Origin of the sequence: Mediterraneibacter sp., from assembly GCF_030825015.1 — a bacterium.
GTDB lineage: Bacteria > Bacillota > Clostridia > Lachnospirales > Lachnospiraceae > Mediterraneibacter.
Genome location: NZ_JAPJQP010000005.1, coordinates 50,281 through 74,162, shown reverse-complemented (window position 1 = coordinate 74,162; position 23,882 = coordinate 50,281). Strand labels below are relative to the sequence as shown.

Annotated in this window: 19 protein-coding genes, 1 riboswitch and 1 other annotated feature; of the genes, 16 read left to right on the top strand and 3 right to left on the bottom strand. The window is 43.7% G+C overall.

Annotated features, from left to right (window positions below):
* Nucleotides 1-2,342, top strand: a 2,342-nt coding sequence (locus RCH61_RS04360; RefSeq protein WP_306479995.1) for a hypothetical protein, incomplete at its 5' end; no start/stop codon positions are given.
* A 162-nt stretch (nt 2,343-2,504) separates the two neighbouring features.
* On the opposite strand, the gene dapA is transcribed toward RCH61_RS04360, so the two are convergent.
* Nucleotides 2,505-3,389 carry a 4-hydroxy-tetrahydrodipicolinate synthase gene (gene dapA, locus RCH61_RS04355; RefSeq protein WP_178006463.1) on the bottom strand — a complete coding sequence of 295 codons (885 nt, stop codon included), beginning with the start codon at nt 3,387-3,389 and terminating at the stop codon, nt 2,505-2,507.
* A gap of 96 nt (nt 3,390-3,485) precedes the next feature.
* A riboswitch (Lysine riboswitch) is annotated at nt 3,486-3,660 on the bottom strand.
* A 386-nt stretch (nt 3,661-4,046) separates the two neighbouring features.
* On the opposite strand from dapA, the gene RCH61_RS04350 reads away from it, so the two are divergent.
* From RCH61_RS04350 to RCH61_RS04340, 3 genes are all read left to right on the top strand, one after another.
* Entirely contained in the window at nt 4,047-4,850 is an 804-nt protein-coding gene (locus tag RCH61_RS04350; protein WP_178006464.1) for an FAD binding domain-containing protein, read from the top strand.
* Nucleotides 4,850-5,332, top strand: a complete 483-nt coding sequence (locus RCH61_RS04345; RefSeq protein ID WP_178006465.1) for a (2Fe-2S)-binding protein — start codon at nt 4,850-4,852, stop codon at nt 5,330-5,332. The genes RCH61_RS04350 and RCH61_RS04345 overlap by 1 nt, the downstream gene beginning before the upstream one ends.
* Nucleotides 5,333-5,394: 62 nt before the next feature.
* A complete protein-coding gene (locus RCH61_RS04340; protein WP_306480021.1) occupies nt 5,395-7,674 on the top strand; it encodes a xanthine dehydrogenase family protein molybdopterin-binding subunit in 2,280 nt (759 codons plus the stop codon).
* A 52-nt stretch (nt 7,675-7,726) separates the two neighbouring features.
* Here RCH61_RS04340 and aroB read toward each other — a convergent pair whose 3' ends face one another.
* Together aroB and aroF are read right to left on the bottom strand one after the other, a co-directional pair.
* The gene (gene aroB, locus RCH61_RS04335; RefSeq protein ID WP_178006261.1) at nt 7,727-8,788 is read right to left on the bottom strand and encodes a 3-dehydroquinate synthase; all 1,062 of its coding nucleotides are present in this window, start codon (nt 8,786-8,788) and stop codon (nt 7,727-7,729) included.
* Nucleotides 8,789-8,798: 10 nt separating this feature from the next.
* A complete protein-coding gene (gene aroF / locus RCH61_RS04330; RefSeq protein WP_178006262.1) occupies nt 8,799-9,812 on the bottom strand; it encodes a 3-deoxy-7-phosphoheptulonate synthase in 1,014 nt (337 codons plus the stop codon).
* A 332-nt stretch (nt 9,813-10,144) separates the two neighbouring features.
* Here aroF and RCH61_RS04325 point away from each other — a divergent pair, with 332 nt between their 5' ends.
* From RCH61_RS04325 to RCH61_RS04270, 12 genes are all read left to right on the top strand, one after another.
* The gene (locus tag RCH61_RS04325; protein WP_178007921.1) at nt 10,145-10,534 is read left to right on the top strand and encodes a CidA/LrgA family protein; all 390 of its coding nucleotides are present in this window, start codon (nt 10,145-10,147) and stop codon (nt 10,532-10,534) included.
* Nucleotides 10,531-11,211 carry an LrgB family protein gene (locus RCH61_RS04320; protein ID WP_178007923.1) on the top strand — a complete coding sequence of 227 codons (681 nt, stop codon included), beginning with the start codon at nt 10,531-10,533 and terminating at the stop codon, nt 11,209-11,211. The genes RCH61_RS04325 and RCH61_RS04320 overlap by 4 nt, the downstream gene beginning before the upstream one ends.
* Before the next feature lie 29 nt (nt 11,212-11,240).
* Nucleotides 11,241-12,806, top strand: a complete 1,566-nt coding sequence (locus tag RCH61_RS04315; protein WP_178007925.1) for a ClC family H(+)/Cl(-) exchange transporter — start codon at nt 11,241-11,243, stop codon at nt 12,804-12,806.
* Nucleotides 12,807-12,858: 52 nt separating this feature from the next.
* Nucleotides 12,859-13,554: a UMP kinase gene (pyrH, locus tag RCH61_RS04310; protein ID WP_178007927.1), complete on the top strand. Its 696-nt coding sequence runs from the start codon at nt 12,859-12,861 to the stop codon at nt 13,552-13,554.
* 29 nt (nt 13,555-13,583) lie between these two features.
* Nucleotides 13,584-14,135: a ribosome recycling factor gene (frr, locus tag RCH61_RS04305; RefSeq protein ID WP_178007929.1), complete on the top strand. Its 552-nt coding sequence runs from the start codon at nt 13,584-13,586 to the stop codon at nt 14,133-14,135.
* Nucleotides 14,136-14,172: 37 nt separating this feature from the next.
* Nucleotides 14,173-14,919 (top strand): isoprenyl transferase, encoded by a 747-nt coding sequence (locus tag RCH61_RS04300; protein ID WP_306479994.1) that lies wholly within the window; start codon nt 14,173-14,175, stop codon nt 14,917-14,919.
* A 3-nt stretch (nt 14,920-14,922) separates the two neighbouring features.
* Complete coding sequence (locus tag RCH61_RS04295) at nt 14,923-15,735, top strand: phosphatidate cytidylyltransferase (RefSeq protein WP_306479993.1); 813 nt, start codon at nt 14,923-14,925, stop codon at nt 15,733-15,735.
* A 73-nt stretch (nt 15,736-15,808) separates the two neighbouring features.
* Nucleotides 15,809-16,951, top strand: a complete 1,143-nt coding sequence (dxr, locus tag RCH61_RS04290; RefSeq protein ID WP_178007286.1) for a 1-deoxy-D-xylulose-5-phosphate reductoisomerase — start codon at nt 15,809-15,811, stop codon at nt 16,949-16,951.
* Nucleotides 16,952-16,954: 3 nt separating this feature from the next.
* Nucleotides 16,955-17,986, top strand: coding sequence for an RIP metalloprotease RseP (gene rseP / locus RCH61_RS04285; RefSeq protein WP_178007284.1), 1,032 nt, complete (start codon nt 16,955-16,957; stop codon nt 17,984-17,986).
* 54 nt (nt 17,987-18,040) lie between these two features.
* A complete protein-coding gene (locus tag RCH61_RS04280) occupies nt 18,041-19,327 on the top strand; it encodes a peptidoglycan-binding protein (RefSeq protein WP_306479992.1) in 1,287 nt (428 codons plus the stop codon).
* Between the two features lie 58 nt (nt 19,328-19,385).
* Nucleotides 19,386-19,641 (top strand) — a binding site (T-box leader).
* Nucleotides 19,642-19,782: 141 nt separating this feature from the next.
* The gene (gene leuS, locus RCH61_RS04275) at nt 19,783-22,215 is read left to right on the top strand and encodes a leucine--tRNA ligase (protein ID WP_306479991.1); all 2,433 of its coding nucleotides are present in this window, start codon (nt 19,783-19,785) and stop codon (nt 22,213-22,215) included.
* A 487-nt stretch (nt 22,216-22,702) separates the two neighbouring features.
* Complete coding sequence (locus RCH61_RS04270; protein ID WP_306479990.1) at nt 22,703-23,749, top strand: Fic family protein; 1,047 nt, start codon at nt 22,703-22,705, stop codon at nt 23,747-23,749.
* Nucleotides 23,750-23,882: the final 133 nt, after the last annotated feature.

Genomic DNA, 23,882 nt, shown 5'->3' with positions numbered 1-23,882 from the left:
AAGCGCCGGATGTGCAGACAGAAGTGCAGGAGCAGAAAGCGCCGGATGTGCAGACAGAAGTGCAGGAGCAGAAAGCGCCGGATGTGCAGACGGAAGTGCAGGAGCAGATAGCGCCGAATGTGCAGGCGGCAGTACAAAGTCAGCCAAAGCAGGATATCTCAGAGGCAGTACAGCAGAATACAGAAAAAGTCGGGGAAACTTTAAGTGCAGGCGATACACAGACAGGAGAGACGACAGTAAGGAAAGTTCAGATCGCAGAGCAGACGTATCCGACTCTCGCTGAAGCATTTGCGGCGGCAAAAGACGGAGATGTGTTGAGACTTTTAGAAAATACAGAAGTTTCACAACCGATATTGCTGACAAAGAATGTGACATTAGATACAAATGGATTTACTGTATCGGCAGCAGCCGGATTTAAAGGTAATTTTATGTTCACGAATCGCGGAACATTCAATATTGTCGGAAACGGAAAGATCGACGGCGGTGCAGGACCGTACCCTCTGATTGTGATCAATAACAGTAACAGCGCGGTTTTAAATATCGGCGGCGGTGAGATTACAGGTCAGGGCGTGGTGCAGAATGTAAGCGGTATTGTAAACATTACAGGCGGAACATTGACGGCATCGACGAGAAATACGGTTCTTTCCCAACTCGGAGAAGTTCATATAAGCGAAACGGCACACCTTGCGGCAGAGGGAGAGGGAAAATCGGCGGTTCAGGTGATCGGTTCGAAGATGACGCTTTCAGGAAATGCTGTATTGTCAGGAAACGGCGGAATCGATGTGTTTAACAGCAACAGAAATGAGGCAGGTACTGTTCCGGCAAAAGTTGAGATTACGGGCGGTCAGATTGAGACAAAAGATTTTCCACTCTCTGGAAATAATCAGGAATCGGCAGGATCAGAAGTGACGATCACAGGCGGAAGCCTGAAAAATGTATCGGGTGGAACTGCTGTTTACTGGCCGATGGAAGGAACCCTTACGATCGGCGGCAATGCAGTGATCGAAGGAGGAACCGGAATCGAAGCGAAAATGGGAACAATTACGATCAAAGATAACGCAGTTATCACAGGAACAGGCGCATGGAGGGAGGATAAGCCGCAAAACGGCGGATCGAGTCCCGAAGGTTCGGCATTCCTTGGATCAACGCAGATGTATGACGGCTGTATCAATGATTCCTCCCTTGTAGTCAATATTATCGGCGGAACGCTTAAGAGTGCAAACGGCAATGCGGTTACGATCTACAATACAGAAGAAAAAGCAGAAGTGAAAGCAGACATTTCTGTGACAGGCGGATCTTTGCAGCCGGCAGCAGGAAAAGGCGTGGTCAAATCAATTACAAGCGGAAATAATACGACCTGTTTTGATCCGGACAGAAAGACGCTTGATACAATGAAATCAAATACAACCGTAAAAGTGGCGAAGGATGCAGCTATTGCGGCAACGGATAAAGACGGCAAGACAACATATTATAATACAGTGGAGGAAGCTCTTGAATTAAATACAGAAGACGGAAATATCCACATTTATATTAATGGAGATTCTTCCATAAAACAGGAAGCTTTGGAAGGAGAAAATATAATTCTGACGATTGCTCCGGGGGTTGTTTTGGATGTAACGTCCGGTATTGACGGAATGATCGTAAAAGAGACGATCCATGAGGATGGTTCTAAGACATATGAACTTGTCGGTGCGGAAGAACTTGCATCGCCGAAAAATGTAACGGTTGCGGCAGATAGTAAAACAGTGCATATCGGTGGAACGATCCGGCTGAAAGCGTCGGCAGAGCACGATTTGGATCAGGTGGAATATCTCTATCGGTGGTATAAAGACGGCGTTTTGATGGAAGGAGCAGTTTCTTCAGAACTGGAAGTTACAGAGAGCGGAAGCTATGCTGTCGAAGTATTTGCGGTTTTGGAAAAAGACGGAATAACCCTTACTTCCGTAGGGGCAAAGAGCGATGCTGTCCAATGCACAGTGACGCCGCATGAATACGAAGAAAAATGGAGTTCGGACGGAAAAGTTCACTGGCATGAATGCACAATCTGCAAAAATAAAACAGATGCAGCAGAGCATACATTCGGAGAATGGAAAGTAACAGAGAAGGCAACTGAGAAAAAGAACGGAAGCAAAGAACGGATCTGTACCGTATGCGGTCACAAAGAAACAGCAGTGATAAAAGCTTTCGGCAAATCAGAAGCGCCGAAAAAAGAAACACAGAAAACAGCTTCTGTGAAAACAGGTGATACAGCAAATCCGGCAGTTTACATTCTATTTCTTGTTCTCACGGGCGGAGTGATCGCGATAATGGCGGCAGGAAACAGAAAGAACAGAAGAAAATAGAAAGAATGAAAAGGGATTAAAAGTCAAACAGGAATAAAAAAGCAGAAGCTTAAGAAAACGAAACTAATACAATTAGAAAATGAAAAAAGGAAGGCAGCGGTTTAGTTGGATCGTTGCCTTCCCTTTGTATTCCTATAGAAAAATGTTTATGCAGTAGAACTTTTACAGCAATCCGAATCCGGTCATTGCTTTTTTCAGCAGTTCTTTGTGCTGATCTTCTAATTCTGTAAGCGGAGATCTAAGCGGACCGACTTCTTTGCCCATCATATTCAGGGCGGCTTTTACAGGGATCGGGTTGACTTCACAGAAAAGCGCGTCACAAAGCGGAAGCGCGTCTAACTGCATTTTGCAGCTTCCTGCTGTATCGCCTGAAAGATATTTCGTTACCATGTCGTGAACGTAAGTCGGAGCTACGTTGGAAAGTACGGAGATAACACCGATTCCGCCAAGGGAGAGAAGCGGTACTACCTGATCGTCATTTCCGGAATAAAGATCGATGTTTCCGTCGCACAGATGCATGATCTTTGCACCGATTGAAATATCGCCGGAAGCCTCTTTGATGCCGACAATATTATCTACATTTTTAACAAGATGAGCTACAGTTGCAGGCTGGATCGCACATCCTGTACGGCTCGGTACATTATAGAGGATCGCCGGAATATCGACTGCATTACAGATCTGTGTATAGTGAGCGATCAAACCATTCTGTGTCGCTTTGTTATAGTACGGTGTGACAAGAAGGAGTCCGTCTGCTCCGTCTTTAGCGGCTTCCTGAGAAAGCTGGATCGCTGTGCGTGTAGAGTTGGATCCTGTACCTGCGATCACCGGAATGCGGTGGTTGACACGTTCGATGGCAAAACGGATCACTTTGCTGTGTTCTTCTTCGGACATTGTTGCTGATTCTCCGGTTGTTCCGCAGATGATGATCGCATCTGTTCCGCCGGCAATCTGTTCTTCAAGCAGTTCTGCAAGTTTATCGTAATTGACTTCAAGATCTGATTTCATAGGAGTAACGATTGCTACGCCTGCGCCTTTGAAAATTGACATAATTAATTCCTCCTTAATTTGTGCGTTGTTTTGATAGTACTTTGCGTAAATAAAAGAAACGGCAGGATGCGCCGTCTCAAAATATACTTTACGGTATACTTCGATAGCTCTCCATCTTGCGATGACAGTCATGGCGCTGTTGACGACATGCCCAAGGAAGAGGGGTTCAAGTCTCCTTATCCTTTCGGCATCTTCCCCTTTCTGATGAGTTCTTCTGTTCTTGAATACATCCGTCATCATACTTATGAAAAATGCGACCTCTATCTCGTTCCTTTATTAGTTATTATATGAAAAATTCTGTTTTGCGAACCAAAAATCAGGTTATGCAAAAGACTTCATCTAACATAAAAAATCATAACACCCGTATGGAACGATGTCAACTGTTTTGCTCTTTGACAAGAAAATTATTTCATGATAAAATATGTATATCTGCAGTGTGAATGACGAGATTTTCATTTGCACTTTTTTTATTCTATAGGAGATTTCGATTTCCTATAGAATAAAACCCTCCGGCAGGATGCGCACGCCGTAATAAGGAAGTTTACCGTTCTGCGGTATTGCGGCGGCGCGCAAAGCGCCAAGCCTCTTATGAGTGAAGGGCGGGGGAGATGAAGTGGGTTTGGCCACTTTGTTATGTATCAGGAAAGGAGAATGATTGTGCTTACGATAGGGAATTATGTAAAGGCGAAAACGCCGGAAGAAGCATACGAATTAAATCAGGCGCGCACCAGCAGGATTATGGGCGGAATGATGTGGATGCGCCTCTCAAATGCAAGAGTGAAAACATTGATCGATATTTCAGGCCTAGGATTGGATCAAATAGAAGAAACAGAAGATGAGATCCGAATTGGAGCGATGTGTACGCTGCGTCAAATTGAGCAAAGCGAAGCGCTCAAAGAGTTATGCGGAGACGGCATAGCAGAGGCGGTGCGTCATATTGTCGGAGTTCAGTTTCGGAATCAGGCGACAGTCGGAGGAAGTATTTACGGAAGATTTGGATTTTCTGACGTCTTAACGGCATTTTTGGCATTAGATACATATGTAGAACTTTATGGTGGAGGAAGAGTTGGTTTAGCTGAATTTGCAAAGAAAAATCCAGATAATGATCTTCTTCTTTCCGTAGTTGTCAAGAAGAATAAGAGATCGTTTCGCTATGACTCGATCCGGCAGACGAAAACGGATTTCCCTGTGATCGCCTGTTCTGTATCAAGAGAGAAGGGAAACGGACAGGAAGCGTGGTACTTTGCAGTAGGTGCAAGACCGATGAAGGCGGAACTTGTCGAAGAGAAATGGTCCATCGGCAAAGATACGCCTGAGGAGAAGATTGAGGAATACGCGTCTTTGGCGGCGGCAGAATTTAAGTATGGTACAAATATGCGCGGAAGCGCCCAGTACAGGCAGCATTTGGCAAAGGTTCTTATCAAGAGAGAAATGATGTCGATTTTATCGGAGGAAGTATGATGGAGATACAGTTCATTTTAAATAACAAACAGGTGAAAGCGGAAGTTGGCGCGGATACAATTTTGTTAAATGTTTTGAGAGATCTCGGCTGCAAGAGTGTAAAATGCGGATGTGAGACGACAAACTGCGGCTTGTGTACGGTTTGGATTAACGGGAAATCTCGTCTTTCCTGTTCGGTTCTTGCTGCAAGTATTGCAGGAGAAGAAGTTACGACGCTGGAAGGCGTTGAAAAAGAAGCTGCGCAGTTCGGCGAATTTTTGGCAAATGAAGGAGCGGAGCAGTGCGGATTTTGTTCTCCGGGATTTATTATGAACGTGCTTGCAATGGTAAGAGAACTTCAGAATCCGACATTGGATGAGATTAAAGAATACCTTGCGGGAAATCTTTGCCGCTGTACAGGATATATGGGGCAGCTTCGCGCGATTAAAAAATATATGGAAGTAAAGAATGCAGATCAAAAGAACGGAAGAGAGGAGGAGTAGGCATGGCAGAAGAACAGAATGTATGCAGTGAAAAAAAAGAAACAAAAGAAACGATACAGCAGATGCGGGTTGTAAATAAAGGCGTTCAGAAAGTTGACGCAAAAGCGCTTGTAACAGGACGCGCCGTATATACGAACGATATCGCATCTTCAGACAGTCTGATCGTGAAGATTGTAAGAAGTCCCCATGCTCACGCGCTGATCAAGGAGATTAATACTGCACGGGCTGAGGCTCTTCCTGGGATTGAATGTGTTCTTACATATAAAGATTGTCCAAATAAGCGTTTTACGCTGGCAGGTCAGACGTATCCTGAACCAAGTCCGTATGATCGGCTTATTCTTGATCAGAGAGTCCGTTTTGTCGGAGACGCGGTTGCCATTGTTGCAGGAACTTCGGAAGCGGCTGTAAAGCAGGCGATGAGATTAATCAAAGTAAAGTACGAAGTATTGGAGCCGGTTTTGGACTTCAGAACAGCGAAAGATCATCCGATCCTTGTTCATCCGGAAGAAAACTGGAGAAGTCTTTGTCCTGTTGGGGCGGATAATAAACGCAATCTGTGCGCCCATGACGTCAGTGAGAGCGGAGATGTGGACGCGGTGCTTGCGTCCTGTGATTATGTGATCGACCGGGTATATCATACAAAAGCAAATCAGCAGGCGATGATGGAAACGTTCCGTACCTATACATATATGGATGCATACGGAAGATTGAATGTTGTATCTTCCACTCAAGTACCTTTCCATGTGCGTCGTATTCTCGGAAATGCGCTTGATATTCCGAAACATAAGATTCGTGTCGTAAAACCGCGTATCGGCGGCGGATTCGGAGCAAAGCAGACGTCAGTTTCAGAGATTTATCCGGCTCTTGTCACATGGAAGACAGGAAAGCCTGCAAAGCTTATTTATACGAGGGAAGAGTCTTTGATCGCTTCATCTCCCCGCCATGAAATGGAGATTCATGTCCGTCTCGGAGCGGACAAAGAGGGAAATATCAGAGGGATCGATCTGTATACATTGTCAAACACAGGTGCATTTGGCGAACATGGTCCGACAACGGTTGGACTGTCCGGTCATAAATCGATTCCCCTTTACGGAAGCGCTGAAGCATTTCGTTTCAGCTATGACGTAGTATATACGAATGTCATGTCTGCGGGCGCTTACCGTGGATATGGAGCGACACAGGGTATTTTTGCATTAGAGTCTGCGGTGAACGAACTGGCACAGACGCTTCATATGGATCCGACTGTGCTTCGGGCAAAAAATATGGTGCGGGAAGGTCAGGTGATGCCTGCCTATTACGGAGAGACAACGAAAAGCTGCGCCCTCGACCGGTGTCTTGAACGGGCGAAAGAAATGATCGGATGGGATGAAAAATATCCTTGCTATGACTGCGGAAACGGAAAAGTCCGCGGCGTCGGCGTTGCGATGGCAATGCAGGGATCAGGAATTTCAGGAGTTGATACAGGAGCGGTAGAGATTAAAGTAAATGACGATGGATTTTACAGTTTGATGATCGGAGCGACTGATATGGGAACAGGCTGTGATACGATCCTGACACAGATGGCGGCAGAATGTCTTGAGTGTGAGATGGAAGAGATCGTTGTCCACGGAGTTGATACAGATAATTCACCGTATGACTGCGGATCTTATGCGTCCAGTACGACATATGTTACAGGAATGGCAGTTGTGAAAACGTGCGAGACACTTCGGAAAAAGATATGCGAGCGGGGAGCAGAGTATCTCGGATGCAGTGCGGATGATGTGGAATTTGACGGAGAAAAGGTTGTCAATCTGAAAACAAAAGAAGAGATTACGAGAAAAGAGATCGGAAACAGAGTCATGTGCAGCAGCAATGCGCCGTTGTCTGCAACCGAGGCATTTTCTTCGCCTGTATCTCCGCCGCCGTTTATGGTCGGCATTGCAGAAGTGGAGATCGATAAAGAGACAGGCGTTGTTGAACCGATCGATTACGCTGCTGTTGTAGACTGCGGAACAGTTGTCAATCCGAATCTTGCAAGAGTGCAGACCGAAGGAGGTATTGCACAGGGAATCGGAATGGCGCTTTATGAAGATATCGTTTACAGCGAAAAAGGGAAAAACTACAGCAATTCCTTTATGCAGTATAAGATACCGAGCCGACTTGATGTCGGAGAAATTCGCGTGGAATTCGAGAGCAGTTATGAGCCGACCGGACCTTTCGGTGCAAAATCCATCGGAGAGATCGTAATCAATACTCCTTCTCCGGCAATTTCAAATGCGATCCAAAACGCAGTCGGAGTGATCGTGAGAGAACTTCCGATCACGGCGGAAAAAGTTTACAGAGGGATGACAGAAAAAGAATAAAAATATAAAATCAGCTCCTTCGGCGGATAATCTGCCAAAGGAACTGATTTTTTTATATAGATGTGTTCAAATCATTCTCGAAAAATCCGATCTCTGTAGGATAGATAAAACTGTCTCCGATCTCTTTTAAAAGAACGAGGTTTAAGTGTCCGTTTAAGTTTTTCTTATCAAGGGTGATCGCCTTGATCAGTTCGGAAACCGTCAGTTTGCAGCTGATCGGAAGTCCGTAGATCTCCAATGCTTTTTTAATCTTTTCGGCGCATCCTTTTGCAGTAAGACCGCGATTTTCCGACATTTTGGTAAGCTGGTACATGCCGATCCCGACTGCCTCTCCGTGGCTTTCCCGTTTATATTGATAATATTGTTCGATTGTGTGTGCCAGTGTGTGACCAAAGTTTAAAAGCATCCGTTCTCCGGTATCAAACTGGTCTGCTTCTACAACGATCCGTTTAATATCAACGCATCTGGCAATGATCTTCGGCAGATCCGGCTTGAGATCTTCAAATGAAGAATGAGAAAGGAGCAGATCGAACAGTTTGGAGTCTTTAATACAGCCGTATTTGATCACTTCTCCCATACCGTCATGAATAAAATGGTCAGGAAGAGTGTCGAGTACAAGAGGATCGATCAGCACCATTTTTGGGTGGAAGAATGCGCCTACAAGATTTTTCCCCTGAGGGAGGTCTACGGCGGTTTTCCCGCCGACAGACGAGTCTACCTGTGCCAAAAGAGAAGTCGGTATCTGTACGCATTTGATGCCCCGCAAGTAAGTAGATGCCGCAAATCCGGTCAGATCCCCGATCACTCCGCCTCCGAGAGCAATCACAAGATCGCTTCTGGTCAGTTTTGCATCAAGCATTGCAGAGTAGACTTTCGGAAGAGTGTCGAAACTTTTCGTCGGTTCTCCGTGAGGAAGAACGAGAGAATGGCACTCGTAGCCGGAGAGGGAATCACATAACTGTTTTCCATACAGCGGAAATACATGATCATCGGAGATGATCATGATACGCTGTCCGTGAAACAGATCGGAAATGTATTCGCCGGCATGACTTAAAATTCCGTTTTCAATATAGATCGGATAAGAGTTTTCCTTCAGATTGACTGTTAATTTCATAGAGTCTCCTTTATACCTGTTTTCCGACAACTTGGGCAATCTGTTTTACTTCTTTGAGAAGAGCGTCATATTTTTCCGGTTTCAGTGACTGCGCTCCGTCGCAGAGAGCACATTCAGGGTTATTGTGAACTTCGATCATCAGACCGTCTGCTCCTGCTGCTACGGCAGCTTTTGCCATCGGTTCTACAAGCCACCATTTTCCTCCTGCATGACTTGGATCGATTACTACAGGCAGATGTGTTTTCTTGCGAAGTACAGGAATGCTCTGGAGATCAAGAGTGTTTCTTGTATATGTTTCAAATGTACGGATGCCGCGCTCGCACAGGATTACGTTTTCGTTTCCTGAAGCCATAATATATTCGGCTGACATGATCCATTCTTCGTAAGTTGCGTTCAGACCGCGTTTTAATAAGATCGGGCGGTCAACCTGACCGAGCTGTTTTAATAAGTCAAAATTCTGCATATTGCGCGCTCCGATCTGGATAAGATCTACTTTTTCGTTGAAAACATCGAGGTATTCCGGTGACATCAATTCTGTAACGATTGGAAGCCCGACTTCTTTTTTGACTTCACAGAGAATTTCCAGTCCGTCAAGTCCTAATCCCTGGAATGAATATGGACTTGTTCTCGGTTTAAATGCTCCTCCGCGAAGAAGATTAGCGCCTGCAGCTTTTGCAGCTTTTGCAATTTCAAGAACCTGATCGAACGATTCTACGGAACAAGGTCCTGCGATCAGTCCCATATGTCCCCCACCGATCTTGACGCCTGAGACATCGATCACGGAGTCTTCAGGATGGAAAGCGCGGTTGGCAAGTTTGTAAGGCTCCTGAACATGCATAACTTTGTCTACAGAACTGTCAACTTCAAAGAGTCTCGGGTCGATCAGCGTTGTGTCGCCGATACATCCGATGATCGTCATCTCTGTACCGCGGACGATGTGCGTGTCGAGCCCTCTGTTTTTGATCATATTTTCTACGCGTGTAATATTTTCTTCTGTTGAATGTGGTTTCAGTACGATAATCATAAAAATGCCTCCCTATATTATGAAAAAAATATTTTGGCAGTGAAGGAAAACGAAAAGCATTCAACTTCATACTGCAAAATTTTAACTGTTTAAAGTGCGAAACTAATAGTATCATAGAATACAGAAAAAAGAATGTCAATGATTTTTTTTGTATAATTTTTTATTCATAAAAGTGATAACTAGCGAAAGCCGTGCTCTTCAATATGGGATTCAGGTAAGATTTTTTGAGAAAATAGATTTGAGGAAACCTGTCTGACATTGACAGTCTTGTAAATGGAGTGGTATTTTAGAAAAGGTCAAAATGTAAAAAATCAGTTGAGGAGTTGATGCAAATGAAGATCATTAAACAGATCGGGATTATTTTTACAGTATGCTGGCTTAGTCTTGTAGTAGAGAAACTGCTTCCGCTTGCGTTTCCGGCAAGTGTGATCGGAATGGTACTTCTTTTTTTATGTCTGCTTACCGGAGTTTTAAAAATAGAACATATTCAGGAAAAGGCGGATTTTCTGCTTGGAAATATGGCATTTTTTTTCGTTCCTGCCGGTGTGAGCATTATGAATTACTTTGATGTGCTGAAACATTCGTTTGTACAGTTGATTATAATCTGTATTGTTTCAACGATCATCACTTTTGCAGTGACGGCATGGAGTGTAAAATTGACAATTCGTCTGATGGGAGGAAAAAAATCCGAAAAACTGCAGACAGGGGGAAAAAGAAAATGAAAGAATTGTGTTCTTCTCCGTATTTTGGGGTTGCGTTAAGTGTGATTGCCTTTGGAATCGGAGTAAAATTGAATCAAAAATTAAAAACGCCGGTCTGCAATCCGCTTGTCATTGCTATTGTTTTGATTGTCGGGGTGCTTCTTGTTTTTAAAATACCTTATGAAGATTATAATGTAGGAGGAGAAATTATCAATATGTTTCTTGCTCCGGCCACTGCATGTCTTGCCGTGGCAATCTATACGAAAATGCAAATATTGAAACAATACTGGCTTCCGATTCTCGTGGGATGCACGGCAGGTTCACTGGCATCGATGGGGAGCGTTTACGGTTTGTGCAAGGTATTTGGGTTGGATGAAAGGCTGATGGTTTCACTGCTGCCTAAATCCGTAACGACGCCGATTGCCGTGAGTATATCAGAACCTGCAGGGGGCGTTGTTCCGATCACGGTTGTTGCAGTGATAGGGACAGGTATTTTAGGCGGGATATTTGCGCCTCTTCTTATAAAAATATTCAAGGTATCCGATCCGGTAGCGGCAGGACTTGCCATCGGAGCATCCAGCCATGCGGTAGGAACGTCGAAAGCGATTGAGATCGGAGAAGTGGAAGGAGCAATGAGCGGGCTTGCGATCGGTATCTGCGGGATCGTTACAGTAATCGTTTCTATGTTCCTTTTGTAACGTGTTTTATGGAAAGAGATGAGGGAAAAATGAAAAAGAATACATCGCATACAATAAAAAGAGCACAGCGATTACCGGTTATTCTGATCGGGGAAGGACTTCTTGTCGGAGCAGTTGCAGGAGGAGTTGTTCTCCTTTACAGGATTGCACTTACTTACGCGGGAAAATGGCTGAATGAAGTTCTGGCATTTATTAAGGGGAATCCGCTGCGGATCGCAGGATGGTTTGCTGTTTTGATGCTGCTTGCAGTGATTGTCGGAAAACTGGTGAAATGGGAACCGATGATATCAGGAAGCGGAATTCCGCAGGTGGAAGGAGAAATACTTGGGAAACTGCATCAAAATTGGCTCAAGGTTCTGCCGGCTAAATTTGCGGGAGGGTTTCTCTGTCTGTTCGGAGGCTTGTCTCTTGGAAGAGAAGGCCCGTCTATTCAGCTTGGTGCAATGAGCGGTCAGGGAATATCAAAACTTTTCGGCAGAGGGAAAACGGAAGAGCGGTATCTGATGACATGCGGAGCCAGCGCCGGACTTGCGGCTGCGTTTCATGCCCCTTTAGCCGGGGTGATGTTTGCTTTGGAAGAGATACATAAAGGGTTTTCCACAAGTCTTCTTGTTTCGGTTATGACAGCTTCGGTTACGGCAGATTATATATCTTCTCATATTATAGGGCTTGATCCGGTGTTTCATTTTCGGCTGGATCAGTCGCTGCCTCAGAATTATTATTGGATGATCCTTATATTAGGCGTGATCTTAGGGATTGCCGGAGCGTTTTATAATAAGGTAATGCTCAAAGCACAGGAACTTTATAAAAAGCCTCAATTTTTAAATGAAACAACCCGGCTTATGATCGCGTTTTCGGCAGCAGGAGTGCTTGGATTGTGTATGCCGTCGGTACTTGGAAGCGGCGGGAATCTGATCGTTTCCCTGACGAACGGAGAAATGATATTGAAACTTGCGATTCTTACGCTTGCAGTCAAATTTTTGTTTTCGGCAGTCAGTTTCGGTTCTGGTGCGCCGGGCGGAATTTTTTTCCCGCTCTTGATATTAGGCGCAATGATCGGCGGGATTTTTTCTATGATCGGAGCAGAATGTTTCGGGTTAGATCCGATGTATATGAATAATTTTGTTTTGCTGGCGATGGCGGGATTTTTTACGGCGATTGTCCGCGCGCCTATAACAGGTATTATCCTTCTTTTTGAGATGTCCGGGTCAGTAAGTCAGATGCTTTCTCTTGCGCTTGTTTCCGTGACTGCCTATATTACGGCAACGCTTCTGAAATCAGAACCGATCTATGAAAGCCTTCTTGCCACTCTGCTGAAAGGAAAAGGAGAGAAAGAGCCGGTCTATGCAGGAGGACAGAAAGTGTTGAGTGAGTTCGTGATTATGAGCGGATCGGTATTGGAAAAGCATACGGTAATGGAAATCGATCTGCCTAATAATTGTCTTCTTGTTGCGGTGGAACGAGGCGGGAAAGAGTTTATTCCGAAAGGAAAAACGATGCTTATGGCAGGGGATAAACTGACGGTTATGACAGATGAACGAGATACGGGATATGTACATGACAAAATGGAAAACTTATGTTATACTTCATTTTAGGTCAGCATTGATTTTAAACAGTTGATGTGAAGAAAACAAAGGAGAGTACGATATGAAAAGAGTACTGTTAAAGCTGAGCGGAGAAGCGCTCGCAGGAGATAAAAAAACGGGATTCGATGAGGCGACTTGTATCAAAGTTGCAGAACAGGTAAAGAAACTGACAGAGGACGGAATCCAGGTGGCAATCGTAACAGGAGGAGGCAACTTCTGGAGAGGAAGAACGAGTGAGACGATCGACCGTACGAAAGCAGACCAGATCGGGATGCTGGCGACAGTAATGAACTGTATTTATGTATCTGATATTTTCCGTCATGTCGGAATGAAAACAGAAGTGTTTACACCGTTTGTATGCGGTGCGTTTACGTCATTGTTTTCAAAAGATGCGGCGGTAGAAGCGTTAGAAGAGGGAAAAGTGATCTTTTTCGCTGGCGGAACGGGACATCCGTATTTTTCGACAGATACAGGAGCGGTATTAAGAGCGATCGAGATCGAAGCAGACGCGATGCTGCTTGCAAAGGCGATCGACGGTATTTATGACAGTGATCCGAAAGTAAATCCGGCAGCAGTCAAATACGATGAGATATCAATACAGGAAGTGATCGATAAGAAGCTTGCCGCAGTGGATCTTACTGCATCGATTCTTTGCCTTGAGAATCAGATGCCGATGCTCGTGTTCGGTTTGAATGAAGAGAACAGTATCGTAGAAACGATGAGCGGAAACTTTACGGGAACGAAAGTGACTGTATAAGCGGAAAAAAATTGCAGGAGGATATAAGTATGAATGAAAAATTGACAACATATGATTCAAAGATGACGAAAACAATCAATAATCTTGACGGAGAATTGGCAACGATCAGAGCAGGCCGTGCGAACCCTCACGTTCTTGATAAACTGACAGTTGATTATTACGGATCTCCGACACCGATCCAGCAGGTTGCGAACGTATCTGTTCCGGAGGCGCGTATGATTCAGATTCAGCCGTGGGAAAAGAGCATGCTCAAAGAGATCGAGAAAGCAATCCTCGTATCAGATCTTGGAATTAATCCAACGAATGACGGTTCAACGATCCGCCTTGTATTTCCGGAGCTTACAGAGGAACGAAGAAAAGAACTTGCAAAAGATGTGAAGAAGAAAGGCGAGGCTGCAAAAGTAGCTGTCCGTAATATCCGCCGTGACGGAAATGTGGCGTTTAAAAAATTAAAAGGAACAGAGGTTTCAGAAGATGAGATCAAAGATCTGGAAGACGATCTTCAGAAGATTACGGATAAATATGTCGAAAAGATCGATAAAATGGTCGATGTAAAGACAAAAGAGATCATGACTGTGTAATCGGATCTTTATAATTATAGCGGAAAAACTGGGGGCTTTGACTGTAAGCCCCCTTTCGTATAGAGAGGAAGAGAAGATGAAAGTACCACAGCATATAGCGATTATTTTAGATGGAAATGGCAGATGGGCGAAGGCAAAGGGAATGCCGAGAAACTACGGACACGCGCAGGGAAGTAAAAATGTAGAGAAAATCTGCGAGGAAGCATGGCGTATGGGAATTAAATATCTGACAGTTTATGCGTTCTCGACGGAAAACTGGAGCCGTCCGGAAAATGAAGTTGCAGCCCTTATGAAACTGCTGCGCAATTATATGAAAACATGTCTGAAAACAGCTGCCAAAAATGATATGAAGATCCGGGTGATCGGAGATATCGAGCCGCTGGATGATGATATTAAGAGCAGGATTCGGGAATTAGAGGCAGCAACGATCAATAACGGCGGTCTGAACTTTACGATTGCTTTGAATTATGGAAGCAGGGATGAACTGACTCGGGCAGCAAGGAAAATGGCAAAAGACTGTGCGGAAGGCAAGCTTAAGGCAGAAGAGATCACGGAGTCCGTGTTTGAGTCCTATTTGGATACGCACGGCATTCCGGATCCTGATATGATGATCCGTACGAGCGGAGAACAGAGGCTGTCGAATTATCTCCTTTGGCAGCTTGCGTATTCGGAATTTTATTTTACAGATGTGCCGTGGCCTGATTTTACAAAAGAAGAACTTGTAAAAGCAATCGAGGAATACAACCACAGGCACAGAAGATTCGGCAAAGTTGAGGAGGCGTAATCTATGTTTAGAACACGGTTGTTGAGCGGCATTATGCTGATGATTATCGCATTGGCGACAGTGATTGCCGGAGGGAAAGTTTTATTTACAGTTCTTTTTGTAATCAGTCTGATCGGAATGTCAGAGTTGTATAAAGTGTTCGGCATTGAGAAAAAAATGCCGGGAATAGTCGGTTATATTTTTGCTTTTGGGTATTATGCTCTTCTCTATGCGCAGGAATATCTTCCGGGAGAAAAACATACATGGTTTATGATGCTTTTCATGGCATATTTAATCTGTCAGATGGCAGTGCTTGTATTTTCTTATCCGAAATATAATACGCAGCAGATTATGGCGGCATTTTTCGGAGTGTTTTATGTGGCGGTGATGTTGTCTTATATTTATCTTACAAGAGAACTTCCGGGCGGCGTTTTTACCGTATGGCTTGTGTTTATCTGCTCATGGGGTTGTGATACATGTGCGTATTGTGTAGGAATGCTGATCGGAAAGCATAAGATGGCTCCGGTATTGAGCCCGAAGAAATCCGTAGAAGGCGGGATCGGCGGAATCGCAGGCGCAGCTCTGATCGGTGTGCTTTATGCATTGGCTGTGAACCATTGGGGAAATGCAGGAGCAAGCATTGTTTCTTACGCGGTGATCGGAGCGGTAGGAGGCGCGATCTCTCAGATCGGAGATCTGGCTGCCTCGGCGATCAAACGTTATCATAATATTAAAGATTACGGAAAACTGATCCCGGGACACGGCGGCATTCTGGATCGTTTTGACAGTGTCATTTTTACTGCGCCGATCATATATTATCTTGCAGTTTTATTGTAAGATATAGGAAGACATAGAAACACAACTCGATGTGACATGATACAGGACAGATACAGAAAAGAGGTACGGATATATGAAAAAAATTGCTGTCTTAGGTTCTACGGGTTCAATCGGGACTCAGACGCTTGAGATTGTAAGAACAAATAAAGATATTGAAGTAACAGCGCTTGCAGCAGGAAACAATATTGAACTTCTTGAAAAGCAGATCCGGGAATTCAGGCCATCGCTTGCGGCGGTGTGGAATGAACAAAAAGCGGCGGAGCTGAAGATCAGGACAGCAGATTTGGATGTGGAGATCTTAACAGGAATGGATGGACTGCTTGCCGCTGCATCACAGAAAGAGTCGCAGATCGTTGTGACAGCGATCGTTGGCATGATTGGAATTTTGCCTACGATCGAGGCGATCAAAACAGGGAAAGACATCGCGTTGGCAAACAAAGAAACACTTGTGACGGCAGGGCATATTATTATGCCGTTGGCGGAACAATATGGAGTATCGATCCTTCCGGTTGACAGTGAACACAGCGCAATCTTTCAGTCCCTTCAGGGCGGGCAGCAGAAAGCGCTTCATAAAATATTATTGACTGCTTCAGGCGGACCTTTCCGCGGGAAAAAAAGAGAAGATCTTGTCAATATACAAGTTGAGGATGCATTAAAACATCCAAACTGGGAGATGGGAAGAAAGATTACGATTGATTCTTCTACAATGGTGAATAAAGGTCTTGAAGTGATCGAAGCAAAATGGCTGTTTGATGTTTCTGTCGATCAGATTCAAGTTGTCGTACAGCCTCAAAGTATTATTCATTCGATGGTGGAATATGAGGACGGCGCAGTGATCGCACAGCTTGGAACGCCGGATATGAAGCTGCCGATCCAGTATGCGCTTTACTATCCGGAGAGAAGATATCTTCCGGGTGATCGTCTTGATTTTTCTGCGCTTTCACAGATTACGTTTGAAAAGCCGGATATGGAGACGTTCTACGGATTGAAGCTGGCGTATGAGGCAGGAAGAAAAGGCGGTTCGCTTCCGACTGTATTTAATGCTGCGAACGAGCGGGCCGTTGCAATGTTTCTTGATAGAAAGATCGCGTATCTTGAGATCCCGGAGATTATTTCGGCTTGTATGGAAAACCATAAAAATATTGCAGATCCGACAGTGGAAGAGATACTAAAGATCGAGCAGGAAACATATGAATTTATAAAAAACAGGTGGTAGCGAATGGGAATCATTATTGCAGTCTTATTATTTAGTTTTATTATCATCTTTCATGAATTAGGACATTTTCTTCTTGCGAAGAAAAATGGAATTCGGGTAGATGAATTTTCCTTGGGTCTTGGACCTACATTATTCGGAAAGCAGATCGGAGAGACGAAATTTTCGCTGAAACTGCTTCCTTTCGGCGGGGCGTGTATGATGGGAGAAGATGATGCCGACGATCTGTCCGAGGGAAGTTTTAACAGTAAGTCCGTGTGGGCGAGAATGTCAGTCATTGCGGCAGGACCAATCTTCAATCTTATTCTTGCATGTATTTTTTGTTTTATACTGATTATGATAACCGGTTATAGAAGCCCGGAAATAACAGGGGTACTGGATGGTTATTCCGCACAGGAAGAAGGACTTCGTGCCGGAGATGTTATTACAGAGATCAACGGACGAAACGTGCATATATGGGATGATGTCAGTCTGTATACGCTGACACATGCCGATGAGGCGCCTTTTAAAGTAGAATACGAACGCGATGGAAAGAAATATACCGCGAAACTGGAACCACGACAGTTGGAAGGCGACGCTGTCCCGCTTCTTGGTGTAACAAGCGGGGATATCGTGAAACCTGGAATTTTTAAATCGATTGAATACAGTGTTTATAAAGTGAAATATTGGATGAATTATACAGTAGACAGTCTGCGTATGCTCGTGACAGGTCAGGCGGGATTAAAAGATCTTTCCGGACCGGTCGGAATTGTAAGTGCAGTAGATAATATGTATCAGGAAGCAGCTCCGGCAGGATTCGGAGTAGTGATGCTGAGTATGATGAATTTCGGAGTTTTACTTACGACCAATCTCGGAATATTGAACTTGCTTCCGCTTCCTGCGCTGGATGGAGGAAGGCTTGTCTTTCTCATCATAGAAGCAATCCGCAAAAAGCGTGTTCCGCCGGAAAAAGAAGGAATGGTACATTTCGCAGGATTTGCTCTGCTTATGATTTTGATGGTAGTTGTAATGTATAACGATATTATGAAGTTGTTCTAAATGGGAAATTCTGCATATATATTTAGAGAGAATAAATCTGATACAGGAGAATATATGCGGGAGACAGAGAATAACAAGATGTATAAAGCTGCAATGCAGAATGAGGGGATAGATAAGGGAACGCTGCAGATCAATGTGACTTCATCAGTAAACTCTTATCCGATTTCAGAAGCGCGTATTTCAATTTCATATACCGGTGTCCCTGAAAATACGTTGGAACAACTGACAACAGATTCATCGGGACAGTCAGAGACAATCGAGTTGAGCGCTCCGCCGGAAGAGTGGAGTTTAGATCCGAACAACGAACGTCAGCCATATTCGGAATATACATTGGATGTAAGCGCCCCGGGGTTTGAACCTGTAAGCATTGCAGGAGCAGAGATTCTGGCAAATACAAAAGCAATTCAAAATATCAGGATGAGACCGACAGATACGGGCAGGGAAGAGGAAGAGATTTTCGTCATCCCTGCTCATACTTTATATGCCGAATATCCGCCCAAAATAGCAGAGGATGAGATCAAGCCTGTCAATGAAAGCGGAGAGATTGTTTTGAGCCGGGTTGTTGTACCGGAGTACATCGTTGTTCATGACGGTTCTCCGAGAGATTCAACGGCAAAAAATTACTATGTGAAATATAAAGACTATATTAAAAATGTCGCCTCCAGTGAGATTTATGCTACATGGCCTGCAAATACGATCCGTGCGAACGTGCTTGCAATTATGTCGTTTACGTTGAATCGCGTTTATACGGAATGGTATAGAAACAAAGGATACGATTTTACGATCACTTCGTCCACGGCATTTGATCACAAGTGGATACCGGAAAGAAATGTGTACGAAAGTATATCGGTGATCGTTGACGAATTGTTTGCAAATTATCTTTCAAGACCGAATGTAAGGCAGCCGATACTGACACAATATTGCGATGGAAGAAGGGTGAGCTGTCCGGATTGGATGACACAGTGGGGGTCGAAGGAACTTGGCGATAGAGGGTTGACGCCGATCGAGATCCTTCGCTATTTCTACGGAGATGATATGTATATCAATATCGCTCCGGAAATATCAGGTGTTCCGTCTTCATGGCCGGGATATATATTGGAAATCGGTTCAAGTGGTGAAAAAGTAAGGCAGATACAGGAACAGTTGAATGTGATTGCCGGAGCGTATCCCGCAATTCCTAAAATTACGGTAGATGGTATCTATGGAGAGGCAACAGCTGAATCCGTGAGAAAATTTCAGGAAGTGTTCGGATTACCGCAAACAGGAAAAGTAGATTACAGCACATGGTACAAAATATCTGAAATCTATGTCGGAGTGTCGCGGATTGCGGAATTGACGTAGTTCTGATGAAAATACCTTGACTTATTTTAATGACATATTTATAATAAGTAAGGATATTGCAAAAACATGGAAGAGGAATAGTAGAAGCGTATCGTATTCAGAGATCTGCCGGTTGGTGCGAGGCAGGAACGTAAGTTTTGAACTCACCTCGGAGTTCTTTCGTTGAATTTGGAGTAGACGAAAGCGGGAGTTCCCGTTATAGAATGAACGAGTGCATTTGGTTGGGCTAAGACGAAGGAGACAGGAAGAAAACGGCTTGGTTTTATCAGATGAACAAGAGTGGTACCACGGAAATAAGCCTTTTCGTCTCTTGAGTTTTTCAGGAACGGGAGGCTTTCTTTTATGCATTGATCATTCGGAGGACAGCCGTTGTGCTTGTAATCAGTTGGCAGAAAGAGTACTTACCGATTGTAATAAAAATGCATAATATAACGATGAATGAAGGAGAGAAACATATGGGTACAAAGATAATGTATAACCACAAAGCAATCGAAAAAAAGTGGCGTGAAAAATGGGCAGAAAATCCAGTAAATCCAAGAGTAGATGATAATGGAAATAAAAAACAGAAATATTACTGTCTTGACATGTTTCCATATCCGTCAGGAAATGGTCTTCATGTCGGCCATTGGAGAGGATATGTAATTTCCGACGTATGGAGCCGTTATAAACTTCAGCAGGGATATTATATCGTACATCCGATGGGATGGGATGCATTCGGACTTCCGGCTGAAAATTATGCGATCAAGATGGGAGTACATCCGGCAAAATCTACAGCAGAAAATGTGGCAAATATTAAACGTCAGATTAATGAAATTGCAGCGCTCTATGATTGGGATATGGAAGTCAATACGACAGATCCGAACTTCTATAAGTGGACGCAGTGGATTTTCGTGAAGATGTTTAAAGAAGGACTTGCATATGAAAAAGAATTTCCGATCAACTGGTGCCCGTCCTGTAAGACAGGTTTGGCAAATGAGGAAGTTGTAAATGGAAAATGTGAGCGCTGCGGAGCAGAAGTTACGAAGAAAAATCTTCGTCAGTGGATGCTGAAGATTACTGCCTATGCGGATCGGCTGTTAAATGATCTCGATAAGCTGGACTGGCCGGAAAAAGTAAAGAAAATGCAGGCTGACTGGATCGGAAAATCTTACGGAGCAGAGGTGGATTTCCCTGTTGACGGAAGAGATGAGAAAATTACTGTATATACGACAAGACCTGACACACTTTACGGTGCGACATTTATGGTGCTTGCTCCTGAACATGAGATGGCGGCATCTCTTGCGACAGATGAGACAAGAGAAGCAGTGGAAAAATATATTTACGATGCGTCAATGAAATCAAACGTAGATCGTCTTCAGGATAAAGAGAAGACAGGCGTATTTACGGGAAGCTATGCGATCAATCCGCTTAGCGGAGAAAAGACTCCGATTTGGCTGTCTGATTATGTATTGGCGGATTATGGTACAGGAGCGATCATGTGTGTTCCTGCTCACGATGACCGTGATTTTGAGTTCGCAAAGAAATTCAATATTCCGATCATTCAGGTAATTGCCAAAGACGGAAAAGAAATTGAAAACATGACAGAAGCTTATACAGAAGCTTCGGGAACAATGATCAACTCAGGTGAGTGGAATGGAATGGAATCGGCAGTGCTGAAAAAAGAAGCTCCTCATATTATCGAAGAGCGCGGACTTGGAAAAGCAACAGTCAACTTCAAACTGCGTGACTGGGTATTCTCCCGTCAGCGTTATTGGGGAGAGCCGATCCCGATCATTCACTGTCCTGACTGTGGTAATGTTCCGGTACCGGAAGAAGACCTTCCGCTTACACTTCCGGATGTAGAGTCATATGAACCAACAGGAACAGGAGAGTCACCGCTTGCAGGAATTGAAGAATGGGTAAACTGTACATGTCCGGTGTGTGGAAAACCTGCAAAACGTGAGACAAACACGATGCCTCAGTGGGCGGGCTCTTCCTGGTATTTCTTGCGTTATGTGGACAGCAAAAACGATAAAGAATTAGTATCCAGAGAAAAAGCAGATGAGATGCTTCCGGTAGATATGTACATCGGCGGTGTAGAACATGCCGTGCTCCATCTTCTGTATTCTCGTTTCTATACGAAATTCCTGTATGATATCGGAGTTGTAGATTTTGACGAACCATTCCACAAATTGTTCAATCAGGGAATGATTACAGGAAAGAACGGAATTAAGATGAGTAAATCAAAAGGAAACGTTGTTTCACCTGATGCGCTTGTTAATGATTATGGTTGTGACTCTCTGAGAATGTACGAACTTTTCGTAGGACCGCCGGAGTTGGATGCAGAATGGGATGACAGAGGAATCGACGGAGTAAACCGCTTCTTGAAACGTCTTTGGAATCTGCTTATGGACAGCAAAGAAGCAGATATTCAGCCGACAAAAGAAATGATAAAACTTCGTCATAAAATGGTTTATGATATCACGAGCCGTCTTGAGAGCTTTAGTTTAAATACTGTAATTTCAGGATTTATGGAATATAATAACAAGTTTGTCGAAATAGCGAAAAAGGAAGGCGGAATTGATAAAGAAACATTAGAAACGATTGCTGTTCTTCTTTCCCCGTTTGCACCGCATTTTGCAGAAGAAATGTGGGAGCAGCTTGGACATGCGGAAACAATCTTCAAAGCAGGATGGCCGGCATACGACGAAAGCGCAATGAAAGATGATGAGATTGAAGTTCCGGTACAGATTAACGGAAAAACAAGAGCAGTTATCAGCATTTCTGCTGATGCATCAAAAGAAGAGGCAATAGCGGCAGGAAAAGAGGCAGTCGCTGATAAACTGACAGGCACGATCGTGAAAGAGATTTATGTACCGAAAAAAATAATTAATATTGTTCAGAAATAGAAATAAAAAGAGCCGTTTCCCCTGTAAATACAAGGGGGTTGAGCGTTTGTCGTCTTTTATTCAATTCCTTTTCCAAGTTGAAAATTGACGAAAACTATAAAGAAAAAAGGAGGCTGTTTTATTAACGACAAAATTTAATAGTGCCAGCGGTCCGGCTTTATGTCTGACCGCTGATTGCCGTGGGCGTTTCATCTTATCAGATGGACGCCTTTTTTCATGCAGATTCGGTGCGACAGTATGGAACGGCAGAGATTTTATCTCAGAGGATATAGTGACGGCATTACATATCTGAAAAAGACTGGCATGCTGTAAAATGAGCATTTGATGAAGGCAGTATGTAATCATTCTGTACTGCTTTTTATAAGTTTCTGCACATTGTTTTCTCATACCTGCATAATTTATTCTGTTTTATATGCAGATAAAACAAAGGTGGCTTGATTTTCTGCATATAATATGTTACAATAATATGCAGAAAGGATGGTGTGATATGAGGAAATTCGATTACTCTTTTTTAAACAATGGCTTACTGCCTGCAAATTTGGTGAATCTTACTTCAAATATTTCGGCATTGAAAACAATGGCGGGAGTGCGAAAAGAGGAATATACCCAAATTTTTACGGAGTTAGAGGCAGTTGCAAAGGTACAGTCGATTAAGAGTTCTAATGCTATTGAGGGTATTGTTACAAGTGACGAGCGTATTGCCGCTATCGTCAATCAGAACAGCGCTCCGTTGAATCATAATGAAGCAGAAATTGCCGGATATAGGGATGCATTAAATGAAATTCATTTGGACTATGAGCGTATTGATTTTTGTGAGCGTGATATTTTGCATTTGCACGAAATGATGATGGCATTTGCAGGTTATGAATATGGCGGTCAATATAAAACAGACGATAATGTAATTTTGGAGATTGATACAGACGGAAACAGGCGCGTTCGTTTTCGTCCCACCCCTGCAAATGAAACGCCAAAGGCTATGGAACAGTTAGAACTTGCCTATATGGAAGCACGTAGTGATGCCAATATAAACCAACTGCTATTGATTCCTTGCGTTATTTTGGATTTTCTCTGCATACATCCATTCAGAGATGGTAACGGCAGAATGTCACGCCTGTTATCGTTGCTGCTCCTATACAAGAATGGCTTTGATGCCGGAAAATATGTGTCCTTTGAAGAGCAAATCAATAACTACAAAGCCTATTATTACGAATCTCTTCGTCAATCTTCTGACGGTTGGGAATCAAATGAAAATAGTTATTTCCCATTTATTGAGAATTTCCTGTCTATGCTTTATATGTGCTATAAAGAGTTGGACAAACGTTTTGCAGTCGTACATGGGAAAAAGATTACAAAGAAAGCCCGCATAGAAGCAACGGTATTAAACAGTCTAACCCCTCTTTCCAAAGCCGAAATATGTAAGATTCTCCCCGACGTCAGTCCGACAACAGTTGAAGCAGTCCTCGGTGCAATGGTAAAGAGCGGTGCAATAAAACGGATCGGATCGGCAAGATCTACGCGTTATATTAAGGCATAGTATAAGGTGACTTCAATGGATATGATTTCGTACAAAAAATGCAGGTTTTATAAGACCTGCAAGGTGATTTTTAATTATTCAACTGTCAAACTCCCGAAAACAAATTAAAAAATATTGAGATGTTGGCAACAGC